Raw genomic sequence first — 13,584 nt, forward strand, 5'->3', positions numbered from 1 at the left:
CGAACACCCCGCTACGACTATCGCTTATCGCCTGCGTGGCCCCCGCCGACTCGAGCCCCACTTGCCGCCCCGTTTTCGCTTCGAGCCCAGCCCGACCGTCAGCAACACCGCCGCGAGCAACAGCAGGACCAGCGCGGAAACGGGTTGGCCGCCGCTGCCGACGACGTAAATCCCGTAGCCGACGGTCGCCGACGCGAGCCCGACGACGAGACTCGAGGCCAGCCCGACGGCCTCCAATCGCAGGGTCCGCGATTCGCGCCCGAGTTGCTCGCCGAGGTCGATCGCGGCCTGGGCGCGATCCCAGGCGAGGACGGTCGCGACCGCCCCCACGAGCGTCGGCTCGACCGCGGGTGCGCCGCCGCCGACGCCGGCGGCCAGGACGCCGGCGAACACCAGAACCGCTCCCGCGTCGGCCGTCCCGCGGTGTCCGACCGCGAGCGCGGCCCCGAGGAGGACGACTCCCCCGACACCGATCGCGACCGCGGTGACGGAGACGAGCCCGGCCGCGAGCGTCGCCACGAGGGCCGCGACGAGGGCGGCGGCGCTCGAGGCCACCGTCGGCTTGCGCGTGAGTTCGATTCCCTCCTCGAGGTCGAGATCGAGGTCGGGGTCCCCTGCGCCGCGGCTCGCCTCGGTCGGATCGTCCCGGTCGGATGGGGAGGGAGGTTCGGCTCCCGGTTCCCGTTCCGACCTGGCGTCCGGTTCCTGCCGACCGTGGTTCGTGCCGCCCCCCGCAGCGTCGCCGTTTTCCTCGTCCGGACGGGTTTCGACCGGGTCGCTCATCGAAGTCCACCTCCCGTCGCGGTACCCCTCCGAGCGCCGGTCCGGCGCGCGAAAACGTCGTCGATCGACTCGTCGACCGGCCAGTCGACGACCGGCACGCCGGCCCGCTCCAGGTCGTACCGGCGCACTCGCCTGGCGACTCGCGCCAGCCGCTGGCCGGCGGTCGCGCCGACCGTCGGATCGGGGCTGACGACCGTGACCGGGTGGCCGCGAGCCTCGAGCCGGCGGGCGATGTCGGCCGACCCGGCGTCACACAGCGGCGTCAGGAGGACGATCTGGGTCTCGGCCGAGAGCCGACGGCGCAGCGTCCGGAGCTGGGTCAGCCACGGGGTCTCCCGCTCCGGCGCGACCGCATCGAACTGCGGGTGTGACGCCAGCAACTCCCGGAACTCGAGTTCGTGGTGTCGGCCCGAGGCGGGCGCGAGCCAGCAGGGGTCGGTCCCCAGCAGCGGGTCGTCGTCGGAATCGACCGGGCCCAGCCCAGCGAGACCGACCGAGTGGCCGGCCTCGAGCAGGCTCGCGCCGATCCGACCCGCCGCGGCGAGCGACCGGTCGACGGCGTGGGTCGCGTCCGGCGCGGGGGCGAGGTAGGCCGCCTTCCGCGCGTCGACGAGGACGACCGCGCGGGCCGACCGTTCGGCGTGGAACTCGAGTGTGGCGAGTTCGCCGGTCTTTGCCCGTCGGTTCCAGTCGATGCGCGATAGCGGGTCGTTCGGGCGGTACTCCCGGACGGAGTGGAACGTCGTTCCGGCCCCACCCTCGGTCGTCGTCAACCGGCCGGCGAACGCGGTCGCGGTCGCCCGTAGCGGCACCGGCGCGGCGACCGGGCGCATCTCCGGTTCGCAGACGACGGTCGTCTCGCTCTCGATCCGGAACTCCCCTTCGGTCGACTGCGAGACGTCCCGTGCGATCGCGAGCGCGGGGTCGAACTCGTGGCTGCCCCGGCCGACGGAGGCGGTGTACTCGAGGGAGACGCTCTCGCCGGGCCGAAGCGCGGTGCCCAGTCGACTCGTCCCCTCGGTGACCACGAGGCCCGGCGGGACCCCGTCGACGAACCGCAGATCGGGGACGAACCGGCCGCTCTCGTTCGTGATCTCGACGGCGACCTCGATCTCGTCGCCGGGTTCGGGCTCGTCGTCGCTGACCGTCCGCTCGACCGAAAGCGCGAGTTCGGGGGGCTCGAACGCGCGGGCGAAGCCGGCGTAGCCGACCCCGGCGACCCCGGCGATGAGGACTGCCGGCGACTCGACGGCGGCACCGACTCCGACGGCGAGCAACGCGACGATGCCGATTCCCGACCAGTACTCGGTGGGGGCACGGCGGCCCTTCTCGATCCCGTCGACGTCGTCGGTCGTCGTCCGCCGTTGCTCCTCACTGGCGGCCGCCCGGCCGTAGTCGTACGCCGGCAGCGACGGGGTTCCGCCGTCGTCGTTGTCGTTGCCCTCGCCGCTCTCGTATCCCACCGCGTCGATGGCGGCGACCGCGTGGCGAACGCCCCGCCGGTACTCCGTCTCGTACCCGCGCTCGAGGAAGCGCCCGACGCGCGAGCGAAGCGATCGGTCCGGCCGCTCGAGGCGATCGGAGAGGAAGCCGGCCGCGATCGGATCGTCCGTCCAGTCGCCGTCCTCGAGGCGGTTTTCGGCGCTTTCGGGCGACTCCCCGCCGAACCGGGTGAGGACCGCGAGCGTCGCTTCGCGGAGGCCGGCCCGGAGCCGCCGACCTCGGGTCGCCGGCGCGTGGCCGCCGCGGAGCCGCCGGAACGACGAGACCGCGTCGGTGAGGTTCTCTCCGGGGACGGGTACCGCGGCGGTACGCTCGGGGTCGGGCGTGTCGAACTGCGAGCGGACTCCCCGTCGTCGGAGGAGGCTCCGGAGGCCGATCGCACCCGCGAGGACCGCCACGAGGACGACGAGGGCCTCCGAGAGGTCCAGCGAGACGAGGCCCGCGCTGACTGCGACAGCGGCGGCGAGCGTGACCGTGCCGGCGACGAGCCCGACGGTCCGGCGATCGAAGCTCATCGTTCCGACCCCCAGCGGCCGTCCGTGCCGGGGCCGGTCCCGTCCCCGCTTTCCGAAACTGAATCGCCGCTCTCCGAAACCGAACCCCCTTCCGCGTACGCGGCTTCGATCCGCCGCAGCACGCTCTTTGCCCGTTGCTCGCGCTCGGGGGTTGCCTCGGCGCTCCCGTAGCGGACGTCCTCGAACAGCTTCGTCAGTTCCTCGACGTGGTTCCGCTCGAGGCCGGCGTCGACCGCCGCGGCCGCGAACTCGCGGGGGGTGCTCGCGTCCGGCCGGTCGACCTCGAGAGGGCTGGTCATCTCCCGCCAGGCACGGTAAATCTCGTTGTCGACGTCGGTCGTGCTCTCGATTCGGTCGGCCGCCCGTCCTGCCGCGTTGCCGACTGCTGCGACGTGTTGTCCAGGTCGTTCGTCCTCGCCGTCGGGAGTCTCGGCCGCCGCGGCGTCGGTTTCGCCGTCGCGCCGGCTGAGGAGCAATCCGCCGAGAACGATGGCGGTGAGTACCGCGAGGGCGGCGAGCAGCGGTTCGACCGCCGGCGTTCCGTCGCCGTCCTCGCTGAAGCCGTCACCGCTGCTCCCCTCGAGGGGTTCGCCGCCGGGGGCCATCGAGGACGGGAAGATCGGATCGGCGTACCGGATGAAGAGATAGACAGCCAGCATGACGACGAGGGACAACGCGAGCACGCGAAGCGCATCACGACGATGGGTCAGAAGGTACCAGACGACGATAACCGCTGCCAGTACGAGTAACGCGGCGATGAGATACTCGAGGAACGCGGGAACCTCGACGTGCTCGACGGGTGGCTCCTGCTGTGGCGGCGGTTCGATTCCCCCCGGTGAACTCTGCCCTTCCGTGGAGCCGATCCCGCCGGAGCCGCCGATCTCGACGGGGGATTCGACCGTCGCGGCTGCGAGCCCGATGGCGACGATTCCGGCGACCGCGGCGACCAGTCGAACGAGGAGGGGGCGGCGATTTCGGGGCACCAGTCATGCGCTCGTAGCAGCCCCTTGATAATAAAGGCAACCGGAATGTGACCAGTTGCCGGGCGTGAGTCGGTGGCGTGGGACGGGCGGCCGACCGCCCGGGAGTATCGTTGCGCTTAAGTACAAGACGGGGGTACGTTCTGGTGCGATACGTGTAGGGGAGCGATCCCCGAGTCCGAGAGGGCGATGATAGGAACGCACACGGTGTCGTGGTAGCCAAGCGGCCCAAGGCGCATGGTTGCTAACCATGTGGCGTCAAGCCTCCGGGGTTCGAATCCCCGCCACGACGTCGGATTTACCGGACTGGCTTTCTGCCAGTCGCATTTGCAACGCCTGCAGACCAGACACAGATACACGATACATGAGCGCGGAAGAACCCCAAGAGCAAGACGAGGACGAAGACCTTCAGTACTTCGTCCGTATCGGTCAAACCGACCTCGACGGGACGAAGTCGGTCGAGCGCTCGCTGTCGGAGATGAACGGGATCGGTCGCCGAACCGCCCGACTCATCGCCGAGAAAGCGGGCGTCGACCGAACGGCCACGTTCGGTCGACTCGACGAGGACGTCATCGACGAGGTCGTCGAACTCGTAGAGAACTACGCGGACGAAGTTCCCGACTGGCTCAACAACCGCCAGTCGGACTTCTACAGCGGCGAAACGACCCACGAGATCGGCAACGATCTCGAGCTAACCCGCCAGCACGACATCAACCGGATGAAGATGATCGACTCCTACAGGGGAGTTCGACACAAGCGCGGGCAGAAGGTTCGCGGTCAGCGGACCAAGTCCACCGGTCGTACGGAGGGCACCATCGGGGTCAACGTCGAAGAGATCCGCGAAGAAGAAGCCGAAGGCGGCGAGGAGGAGGGTGAATAACGATGCCACTCGGAACCGACACCAAACAGTACGAGACGCCGAATCACCCCTACCAGGGTGAGCGCATCGCCACCGAACACTCCCTCATCGACCGCTACGGCCTCAAGAACAAGGAGGAACTCTGGCGAGCCCAGTCCGAGCTTCGTTCCTACCGGCGCGAGGCTCGAGACCTGCTCGGCCAGGCCCAGGGAGACGAAACCGTCATCGAACGCTCCGAGGAGTTCGTCGGCCGTCTCAAGCGCGTCGGTATCCTCGACGAGGGTGACGAACTCGGCGACGTCCTCGGTCTCGAGATCGAGGACATCCTCGAGCGCCGTCTCCAGACGGTCGTCTACCGCAAGGGACTCGCGAACACGACCGAACAGGCCCGGCAGTTCATCACGCACGGGCACGTGACGGTCGACGGCCAGCGCCACCGGGTCCCGTCGTACGTCGTCGACGTCGACGAGGAGGACCTCGTCGCGTTCGACGAGAACAGTCCGCTCGCGGACGAACTCCACCCCGAACGCGCGGAGGGTCAGTAAACCATGAGCCAGGACGACGAAAAGTGGGGCATCGCCCACGTGCACGCATCGTTCAACAACACCATCATGACCGTGACGGACCTCACGGGCGCGGAAACGATCGCCAAGTCCTCCGGTGGGACGGCGGTCAAGCAGAACCGCGACGAGGCGTCGCCGTACGCGGCCATGCAGATGGCCGAGTCCGTCGCCGAGGAGGTCAAGGCTGCCGGCATCACCGGACTTCACGTCCGCGTTCGCGGCCCCGGCGGAAACCTCCAGAAGTCCCCCGGACCGGGTGCCCAGGCGACGATCCGTGCCCTGGCCCGCTCCGGCATCGAGATCGGACGCATCGAGGACGTCACGCCGATCCCGCACGACGGATCGCGCGCACCGAAAGGAAAGGGCGGCTACTAGATCATGAGCGAAGAGTACGACGTCGAGTTCGTCGAACGCGAGGAACGCGAAGCACGCTTCCTCGTCCGCGGGATCTCGCCCGGGTTCGCCAACGGCATCCGTCGCGCGATGGTCGCCGACGTGCCGACGATGGCGATCGACACCGTCCGGTTCATCGAGAACTCGTCGGTCATGTTCGACGAGCAACTCGCCCTGCGACTCGGGCTCGTCCCGCTGACGACCCCGCCTGAAGGGGAGTTCGGCGAGGACGACACCGTCACGCTCTCGATCGACGTCGAAGGGCCGGCCACCGCCTACTCGGGCGACCTCGTCTCCGAGGACGACCTCGTCCAGCCTGCGGACGAGAACGTCCCGATCATCGAGCTCAAAGAGGACCAGCGGCTCGAGGCCGAAGCCGACGCCGTGCTCGACCGCGGGAAAGACCACGCCAAACACCAGGGCGGGGTCGCGATCGGCTACCGACACCTCCAGCGCGTGGAGGTCGTCGGCGACCTGCCGGAGTTCGAAGAGCAGGAGAGCCGGATCGTCCGCGGCGTCATCGAGGACGACGGCGAGCTCGTTCCCACCAGCGAATTCGACCACGACCTCTCGAACCGGTATCCGGGCAAGGAGGTCGAGGTCGAGGACGTCCCGAACGCCTTCGTCTTCCACGTGGAGACGGACGGCTCGCTCGACGTCGAGGAGTTGGTTACGCGAGCCGCCGACTCGATCGAGTCTCGCGCGACCGAACTCGAAGAAGCCGTACAGCTATAACACAAGTATGAACCGACGCCCCCGACCCGAACCGGCCGAAGCCGACCGCGAGGACGCACACAGCAGCGCCAGCGCCGTGAGCCACGAGACTGGCGCGACCGCGTCCCCGGCGGCTTCGTCCACTGGAATCGAAAGGGGTTTGAAGGGGCGGCGGGTACACGGAAGTGCGAGCAGGGATAGCCAAGTCAGGCCAACGGCGCAGCGTTCAGGGCGCTGTCTCGTAGGAGTCCGCAGGTTCAAATCCTGCTCCCTGCATTTTTCCGGCTCGACCGACGGAAGAGCCGTAAAAATGGAACGTACAGGTTTGAGCCACGGGAGTCGCAGCGGTCGAGCAATCGCGAGACCGACCGTCTCCCGGCGGTTCAAATCCTGCTCCCTGCATCACTTCTCTCGAATCGATTCCACGGTCGATTACGACCACGACCACGATTACGACTACGATTACGATCGCCGACGCTCCGTCGGCATTCACTGCAGATTTGGAGGTAACCAATGAGTAGCAAGACTAATCCGAGGCTTACCGATCTCATCGCCGAGCTGAAGTCGACGTCCCGCGAGGAGGACGCCGACGTCTGGCGAGACGTTGCGGATCGTCTCGAGAAGCCCCGGCGCACCCACGCTGAGGTGAACCTGGGCCAGATCGAGCGATACGCACGCGAAGAAGAGACCGTCGTCGTTCCCGGCAAAGTGCTGGGATCGGGCGCACTACAGAAGAACGTCACCGTCGCCGCCGTCGACTTCTCCTCGTCGGCCGAGACGAAGATCGACCAGGTCGGCGAACCAGTACCGCTCGAGCAGGTGCTCGAAGAGAACCCAGACGGATCCAACGTGCGGGTGATTCGATGAGTGTAAACGTCGCAGAGTTCGACGCGGACGTCGTCGTCGACGCCCGGGACTGTATTCTCGGTCGCGTCGCGAGCCAGGTCGCACAGCGGGCCCTCGACGGCGAGCGCGTCGCCGTCGTCAACGCCGAAGACGCCGTCATCACCGGCGACAAGGAAGACATCTTCGGCACCTACCGCAAGCGACTCCAGCTGGGGTCCGACAGCGGACCGTACTACCCGAAGCGACCGGACACGATCTTCAAGCGCTCGATCCGTGGGATGCTTCCGTACAAGAAGCCCCGCGGTCGCGAAGCGTTCGAGAACGTCCGCGTCTACGTCGGCAATCCCTACGAGGGCGACGACGAGCGCGACGCGGAAGTACTCGAGGACACGTCGCTGGACCGGCTTTCGAACATTCGCTTCGTCCAGCTGGGCGAAGTCTCCGAACAACTCGGTGCTAACGTCACATGGTAACGAACACGAGTGGCAAGAAAAAGACCGCCGTCGCTCGCGCAACCGTGCGCGACGGCGAGGGTCGCGTGCGAATCAACTCCCAGCCCGTCGAGCTGGTCGAGCCCGAGATGTCGCGGCTCAAGATGCTCGAGCCGTTCCGCATCGCGGGCGAGGAGCTCCGTAACGAAGTGGACGTCGACGTCGACGTCGAGGGTGGTGGCATCAGCGGACAGGCCGACGCCGTCCGCACCGCCATCGCTCGCGGCATCGTCCAGCACACCAACGACGCCGAACTCCGCGACGCGTTCATGGAGTTCGACCGGTCGCTGCTGGTCAACGACGTTCGACAGTCCGAACCCAAGAAGTGGGGCGGCCCGGGCGCTCGGGCGCGCTACCAGAAGTCCTACCGCTAAGGTGATCCAGATATGATGGTACCGGTTCGGTGTTTCACCTGTGGCAACGTCGTCGGCGAGCACTGGGAGGAGTTCGACGAGCGAGCGAACGAAGGCGACGAGGACCCCCAGGAAGTGCTCGACGACCTCGGCGTCGACCGCTACTGCTGTCGGCGCATGCTCGTGAGTCACACCGACCTCGTCGACGTCGTCTCCCCGTACCAGTAACATGCAACAGGAACAACACAACCGATACGAAAAGGCGCGCATCCTCGGCGCTCGAGCACTGCAGGTGTCCTACGGGGCACCCGTGCTGATCGAGACGGATCGAGCCGAGCCGATCCTGATCGCGGCGGAGGAGTACGACGCCGGCGTGTTACCCTTTACGGTCAAGCGAGGAGACGAGTAACTATGACGCTGATCACCGACGTTCGACTTCGCAGGACGCTGGACTCGCGCGGGAATCCGACCGTCGAGGCCGACGTGCTCACGGAAAGCGGCGGCTTCGGCCGTGCGGCCGCACCGAGCGGCGCGAGCACCGGCGAGTACGAGGCTGTCGAACGCCCGCCGAGCGAGGCGATCGCCGCGGCCCGGGAACACGCCGTTCCCCGGCTGGTGGGCGAGGCCTACGCCGGCAACCAGCGCGAGGTCGACGCGATCCTGCGTGCGGCCGACGGAACCGACGACTTCTCCGAGATCGGTGCCAACAGCGCGGTCGCGATCTCGATGGCCGCCGCGAAGGCCGGCGCCGACGTGCTGGGCGCACCGCTGTTCCAGCACCTGGGCGGCACCTTCCGCGGAGGGAACTTCCCGATCCCGCTCGGGAACGTCGTCGGCGGCGGCGAACACGCCGCCGACGCGACGGACATCCAGGAGTTCCTCGCCGCGCCCGTCGGTGCACCGAGCGTCGAAGACGCCGTCTTCGCCAACGCCGCCGTCCACGAAGCCGTCGCGAACCTGCTCGAGGAACGCGGCGTTGCCTGCGGCAAGGGCGACGAGGGCGCGTGGGCACCGTCGATCGACGACGCCGAGGCGTTCGAGATCGTCGACGAGGCGGTCTCGCTGGTCGAGGACGAGGTCGGGTTCGAGATCGGATTCGGGCTCGACGTCGCCGGCGCGGAGCTGTACGATTCCGACTCGGAAACGTACGAGTACAGCGACGAGAGCCGCGACACCGACGAACAGATCGCGTACATCGCCGAACTCGTCGACGAGTACGATCTGGTCTACGTCGAGGATCCCCTCGACGAGGACGACTACGACGCCTTCGCCGAGCTGACTGACGAGGTCGGCGACGAGACGCTGATCTGTGGCGACGACCTGTTCGTCACCAACACCGAGCGCCTCCGGGAGGGGATCGACCGCGACGCGGCAAACAGCATCCTGATCAAGCCGAACCAGATCGGAACGCTTTCCGACGCCTTCGACGCGATCGAACTCGCGATCGAGAACGGCTACGATCCCGTCGTCTCCCACCGCTCCGGTGAGACGGAGGACGCGACGATCGCACACCTCGCCGTCGCGACCGACGCACCGTTCATCAAGACCGGTGCCGTCGGCGGCGAGCGAACCGCCAAGCTCAACGAGCTCATCAGAATCGCAGACGACGCGACATGACAGACGACAACGACGCAACCCAGGAAGGGCTCGACGCCGCCGAAGAAGAGATCGACGAGGAGCCGGCCGAAGGGGCTGGCCCCGCCGCCGATCAGGACGACGTCGAGCCAGCGGAACAGACCGCCGACGCCGAGGCCGCCGACGCCGAGGCCGACGCCGAAGAAACCGAGGAAGACGCGGGGCCAGCCCTCGACGACGACGTGATGTCCGACGAGGAGGCCGACCTGCTCATCCCCGTCGAGGACTACCTCGGCGCCGGTGTCCACATCGGGACCCAGCAGAAGACCCAGGACATGGAGCGGTTCATCCACCGCGTCCGGACCGACGGTCTCTACGTGCTGGACGTCTCGAAGACCGACCAGCGCATCCGTACGGCCGCGGATTTCCTCTCGAACTACTCGCCCGAACAGATCCTGGTCACCTCGAGTCGCCAGTACGGTCGGTTCCCGGCGGAGAAGTTCGCCGAGGCCGTGGGCGCTCGCGCCCGCACCGGCCGCTTCATCCCGGGGACGCTGACGAACCCCAAGTACGACGGCTACATCGAACCCGACGTGCTCGTCGTCACCGACCCGATCGGCGACGCCCAGGCCGTCAAGGAGGCCATCACGGTCGGCATCCCGGTCATCGCGATGTGTGACTCGAACAACCAGGTCAGCAACGTCGACCTGGTCGTTCCCACGAACAACAAGGGTCGCAAGGCCCTCTCGGTCGTCTACTGGCTGCTCGCGAACGAGGTCCTCGACCGCCGCGGCGCGGAGCCGTCCTACTCGCTCGAGGACTTCGAGAGCGGAGTCTAACCCGTTCAGTTCGCCGCTTATCGTTCCTGTTTCGATCCGTTCGCCTGTTCGTTTTCGGTCCGACTATCGCTGACCGCCAGCCGTCGGTATCGCCCGTAAGCGGCCGGTCGTGGCGGACGCTCGAGGCTGCCGAGACGAAACCGAACCGGAACGCCAGGACCCCGCCCGAGGCGAAGGAGTTACCTGCGGTCCCGAGAAAGGTCGGAAATACGATGATCGACAACGTCTTCGAGTTCGAAGAGGAGAAAATTCCGCCGGTGGTCCTGCTCGCCGCGGCGGCGCTGATCGGGATCTTCGCGCTCGGGATCCCGTATCGAGTGTTCGTCGGGCTGGTCTGAACGGGCCGTTTTCCGCTACCGTTCTCCCTTTTCGCTCCCGATTACCCCGCGTTCACCTCGAGTCGTCCGCCGCCAGCGACTCGATCAGTTCCGCGGCCTCGACGGCCGTCCCGCCGAAGACGTAGGTCGCGGGTTCGATCCCGAACGCGCCGCGGTGGTATGCGACGGGCGGTACGGTCCCGCGCTCGGCGAACCGTTCCCGGAGGTGATCACCTCGATCCTCGTAGTCGGCGTCGAACTCGAGCGGGTCGATCCCCGCCTCCCTGGCCCGGTCGAGCAGGGCGTCGTCGGTGGCGACGTTGATCGCGCCGCGGACCTCGGGGTCGACGGTATTGGCCGCGAGTACCGCCGTGGCGACGTGTTTCGACGCGCCGAACTCCGGGTTCGCGGGGATCTCGATCCGGCCGCCCATCGCGTAGATCCGGCCGGGGACGGCGGCCACGTCGGTTTCGTCGTCGGGATCGGGCAGGGCCATACCCACGTTGGTGCCCACGTTGGGGACGTAGTCGGCCATCCGGGGGATCGAGGCGAGCGTTCGCGCGGCGGTCCGGACGTTCGCGAGGACGTCGCGTTCGGCCCGGACGTCGGGGTCGAGCCCGCGGACGCAGAGGTCACAGCCCAGCCCCCGGAGTTCGGGCATCTCCTCCTCGTGGATCTCACAGACCGGACCGCGGTCCTCGAGGGTGCGCACGAGCGCGAGGAGTTCGGCGAGCGCGTCGTAGCCGTCCATCTCCCCACTGGCGAGGCCGTCGGCGATCCGGTCGACGGTCGCGACGGTTTCGGGGTGGTCCCGGAAGCGGTCGTCGCCGCCGCCCTCGCCGCTGACGTACTTGCTGACGGCGGCCTGGGTGACGCCGAGTTCGGCGGCGATCTCCTGTTGGGTCAGCCCGCGGTCGGCCAGCCGGGTCGCCAGCATCGCACGTACCGTCGGCAGGAACCGGTCGACGACGATCTCGCTCGGCAGGACAAGCGACATGGTTTGGTTCATCGGGGCTTCGGACGGCGGTGGCTTAAGTTCGGCTACACTCGCTTTGGCTCCCCGTCGATCGGAGCCGACCGCGGCCCGACACGAGAGGATAGCTATTAATCGTCGTCGTGCGAACGCCCGCCTATGGCAGTCTCGAGCGCCCCCGGCAAGGTCTATCTCTTCGGGGAGCACGCAGTCGTCTACGGCGAGCCGGCCGTCCCGTGTGCCATCGAGTTACGGGCACGGGTCGGCGTCGAACAGCGATCGGACAGCAAACTCCGGGTCCACGCGGAGGATCTGAGCCTGGACGGGTTCACCGTGGAGTACGGCGGCCCCGCCGACGGACGGCCCGATATCGACGCGTCGGAGTCGCTGGTCAGCGCGGCGATGGGCTACGTCGACGAGGCAATCGAGCAGGTACGGGACGTGACCGGGGAGGACGACGTCGGCTTTGACGTGACCATCGAGAGCGACATCCCGCTGGGGGCCGGGCTGGGATCGTCGGCAGCGGTCGTCGTCGCCGCCATCGACGCCGCGGCCCGCGAACTCGGCGTCACGCTCGAGACCGAGGAACTCGCCGAGCGGGCCTACCGCACCGAGTACGAGGTCCAGGACGGCCAGGCCTCCCGGGCGGACACGTTCTGCTCGGCGACCGGCGGCGCGGTCAGGGTCGAGGGCGACGACTGTCGCTCGATCGAAGCGCCCGACCTGCCGATCGTGATCGGCTTCGACGGCGGCGCGGGCGACACCGGCGAACTCGTCGCCGGGGTCCGCAACCTGCGCGAGGAGTACGAGTTCGCGGCCGACACGGTCGAATCGATCGGGGACATCGTCCGACAAGGTGAGCAGGCGCTTGCCGACGGCGACGTCGCGGAACTCGGCCGACTGATGGACTTCAACCACGGCCTGCTGTCGGCGCTGGGGGTCTCCTCGCGGTCGCTTGACTCGATGGTCTGGGCGGCCCGGGACGCCGACGCCTACGGCGCGAAGCTGACCGGCGCGGGCGGGGGCGGCTGTATCGTCGCCCTCGATCCCACCGAGGAGACAGAGACCGCGCTGTCGTTTACGCCCGGCTGCGAGGAGGCGTTCCGCGCTGAACTCGCCGAGGAGGGGGTGAAGCGGCTCGAATGATCGTCCTCAAGCTCGGCGGGAGCGTCATCACCGAGAAGGACCGCCCGGAGACGCTCGACGGGGACGCGCTCGAGCGGGCGGCCGACGCGATCGCGACGGCGCTTGCGGACGAGGAGGACCTCGTGATCGTCCACGGCGGCGGGAGCTTCGGCCACCACAACGCGAGCGAACACGGCGTCACCACGACGGAGGGGACCCACGAGGCCGGAGCCGTGATGGATATCCACGGTGCGATGGGAACGCTGAACCGGTTCGTTCTCGCTCGACTCCACGACCGGGACCTCGAGGCGGTGTCCGTCCACCCGCTCTCGACGGCCGCTCGCGACGCGGACGGCGACCTGGAGTTACCGACGAGCCAGGTCCGGACGCTGCTCGAGGAGGGGTTCGTGCCCGTCCTCCACGGCGACGTGATCGCCCACGCCGGGGCGGGTGCGACGATCGTCAGCGGCGACGAACTCGTGGCCGAACTCGCCCGCCAACTGGGGGCCGACCGGATCGGCCTCTGTTCGACGGTCCCCGGCGTCCTCGACGAGTCGGACGCGGTTATCGAGCGGATCACCGCCTACGAGGACGTCGAGTCCGTACTGGGGGAAAGCGACGCGACCGATGTCACCGGCGGGATGGCCGCGAAGGTACGGGCCCTGCTCGAACTCGAGGCCGAGGCCTCGATCTTCGGGCTCGAGGGGCTGGAGCCGTTCCTCGCCGGCGAGAATCCGGGGACGACGATCGAGTGA

General features: G+C 68.1%; 18 protein-coding genes and 2 tRNA genes. 16 read left to right on the plus strand and 4 right to left on the minus strand.

From position 1 onward, the window contains the following. Positions 1 to 24: 24 nt before the first annotated feature. Genes BM113_RS16675 through BM113_RS16685 form a run of 3 tightly spaced genes read right to left on the minus strand, consistent with a single transcriptional unit; the run spans position 25 to position 3,784 of the window. A complete protein-coding gene (locus BM113_RS16675; RefSeq protein ID WP_177209201.1) occupies positions 25 to 783 on the minus strand; it encodes a DUF7519 family protein in 759 nt (252 codons plus the stop codon). Further along, positions 780 to 2,801: a DUF58 domain-containing protein gene (locus tag BM113_RS16680; protein ID WP_089789182.1), complete on the minus strand. Its 2,022-nt coding sequence runs from the start codon at positions 2,799 to 2,801 to the stop codon at positions 780 to 782. Before BM113_RS16680 ends, BM113_RS16675 begins: the two co-directional genes overlap by 4 nt. Continuing rightward, positions 2,798 to 3,784 (minus strand): DUF4129 domain-containing protein, encoded by a 987-nt coding sequence (locus BM113_RS16685; protein WP_089789183.1) that lies wholly within the window; start codon positions 3,782 to 3,784, stop codon positions 2,798 to 2,800. Before BM113_RS16685 ends, BM113_RS16680 begins: the two co-directional genes overlap by 4 nt. 206 nt (positions 3,785 to 3,990) lie before the next feature. Here BM113_RS16685 and BM113_RS16690 point away from each other — a divergent pair. The 14 genes from BM113_RS16690 (at position 3,991) to BM113_RS22900 (ending at position 10,752) form a co-directional block, all read left to right on the plus strand. Continuing rightward, a tRNA-Ser gene (locus BM113_RS16690) sits at positions 3,991 to 4,073 on the plus strand. 72 nt (positions 4,074 to 4,145) lie between these two features. Continuing rightward, the gene (locus BM113_RS16695; protein WP_089789184.1) at positions 4,146 to 4,661 is read left to right on the plus strand and encodes a 30S ribosomal protein S13; all 516 of its coding nucleotides are present in this window, start codon (positions 4,146 to 4,148) and stop codon (positions 4,659 to 4,661) included. A gap of 2 nt (positions 4,662 to 4,663) precedes the next feature. Next, positions 4,664 to 5,185 (plus strand): 30S ribosomal protein S4, encoded by a 522-nt coding sequence (locus BM113_RS16700; RefSeq protein WP_007143643.1) that lies wholly within the window; start codon positions 4,664 to 4,666, stop codon positions 5,183 to 5,185. A 3-nt stretch (positions 5,186 to 5,188) separates the two neighbouring features. Further along, positions 5,189 to 5,578 (plus strand): 30S ribosomal protein S11, encoded by a 390-nt coding sequence (locus BM113_RS16705; protein ID WP_005579703.1) that lies wholly within the window; start codon positions 5,189 to 5,191, stop codon positions 5,576 to 5,578. Between the two features lie 3 nt (positions 5,579 to 5,581). Continuing rightward, positions 5,582 to 6,331 (plus strand): DNA-directed RNA polymerase subunit D, encoded by a 750-nt coding sequence (locus BM113_RS16710; RefSeq protein WP_089789185.1) that lies wholly within the window; start codon positions 5,582 to 5,584, stop codon positions 6,329 to 6,331. 170 nt (positions 6,332 to 6,501) lie between these two features. Further along, positions 6,502 to 6,586, plus strand: a tRNA-Leu gene (locus BM113_RS16715). A gap of 237 nt (positions 6,587 to 6,823) precedes the next feature. After that, on the plus strand, positions 6,824 to 7,177 hold the full coding sequence (locus BM113_RS16720) for a 50S ribosomal protein L18e (RefSeq protein ID WP_007143645.1): 354 nt from the start codon (positions 6,824 to 6,826) through the stop codon (positions 7,175 to 7,177). Beyond that, entirely contained in the window at positions 7,174 to 7,629 is a 456-nt protein-coding gene (locus tag BM113_RS16725) for a 50S ribosomal protein L13 (RefSeq protein WP_089789186.1), read from the plus strand. The genes BM113_RS16720 and BM113_RS16725 overlap by 4 nt, the downstream gene beginning before the upstream one ends. Continuing rightward, a complete protein-coding gene (locus tag BM113_RS16730) occupies positions 7,623 to 8,021 on the plus strand; it encodes a 30S ribosomal protein S9 (protein WP_089789187.1) in 399 nt (132 codons plus the stop codon). The genes BM113_RS16725 and BM113_RS16730 overlap by 7 nt, the downstream gene beginning before the upstream one ends. Positions 8,022 to 8,033: 12 nt before the next feature. Then, entirely contained in the window at positions 8,034 to 8,228 is a 195-nt protein-coding gene (locus BM113_RS16735) for a DNA-directed RNA polymerase subunit N (RefSeq protein ID WP_007143648.1), read from the plus strand. Between the two features lies 1 nt (position 8,229). Then, complete coding sequence (locus tag BM113_RS16740) at positions 8,230 to 8,409, plus strand: DNA-directed RNA polymerase subunit K (protein WP_089789188.1); 180 nt, start codon at positions 8,230 to 8,232, stop codon at positions 8,407 to 8,409. A 2-nt stretch (positions 8,410 to 8,411) separates the two neighbouring features. Next, a complete protein-coding gene (gene eno, locus BM113_RS16745; protein WP_089789189.1) occupies positions 8,412 to 9,617 on the plus strand; it encodes a phosphopyruvate hydratase in 1,206 nt (401 codons plus the stop codon). Further along, positions 9,614 to 10,414 carry a 30S ribosomal protein S2 gene (gene rpsB, locus BM113_RS16750; RefSeq protein ID WP_089789190.1) on the plus strand — a complete coding sequence of 267 codons (801 nt, stop codon included), beginning with the start codon at positions 9,614 to 9,616 and terminating at the stop codon, positions 10,412 to 10,414. The genes eno and rpsB overlap by 4 nt, the downstream gene beginning before the upstream one ends. A 212-nt stretch (positions 10,415 to 10,626) precedes the next feature. Next, complete coding sequence (locus BM113_RS22900) at positions 10,627 to 10,752, plus strand: hypothetical protein (protein ID WP_281244038.1); 126 nt, start codon at positions 10,627 to 10,629, stop codon at positions 10,750 to 10,752. Between the two features lie 52 nt (positions 10,753 to 10,804). On the opposite strand, the gene BM113_RS16755 is transcribed toward BM113_RS22900, so the two are convergent. Continuing rightward, positions 10,805 to 11,728, minus strand: a complete 924-nt coding sequence (locus BM113_RS16755; protein ID WP_089789191.1) for a thiamine-phosphate synthase family protein — start codon at positions 11,726 to 11,728, stop codon at positions 10,805 to 10,807. Positions 11,729 to 11,863: 135 nt separating this feature from the next. Between BM113_RS16755 and mvk the strand changes: the two genes are divergently transcribed. Continuing rightward, the gene (gene mvk / locus BM113_RS16760; RefSeq protein WP_089789192.1) at positions 11,864 to 12,850 is read left to right on the plus strand and encodes a mevalonate kinase; all 987 of its coding nucleotides are present in this window, start codon (positions 11,864 to 11,866) and stop codon (positions 12,848 to 12,850) included. After that, complete coding sequence (locus BM113_RS16765) at positions 12,847 to 13,584, plus strand: isopentenyl phosphate kinase (protein WP_089789193.1); 738 nt, start codon at positions 12,847 to 12,849, stop codon at positions 13,582 to 13,584. Before mvk ends, BM113_RS16765 begins: the two co-directional genes overlap by 4 nt.

It is taken from the genome of Natronobacterium haloterrestre, assembly GCF_900112205.1.
Classification (GTDB): domain Archaea; phylum Halobacteriota; class Halobacteria; order Halobacteriales; family Natrialbaceae; genus Natronobacterium; species Natronobacterium haloterrestre.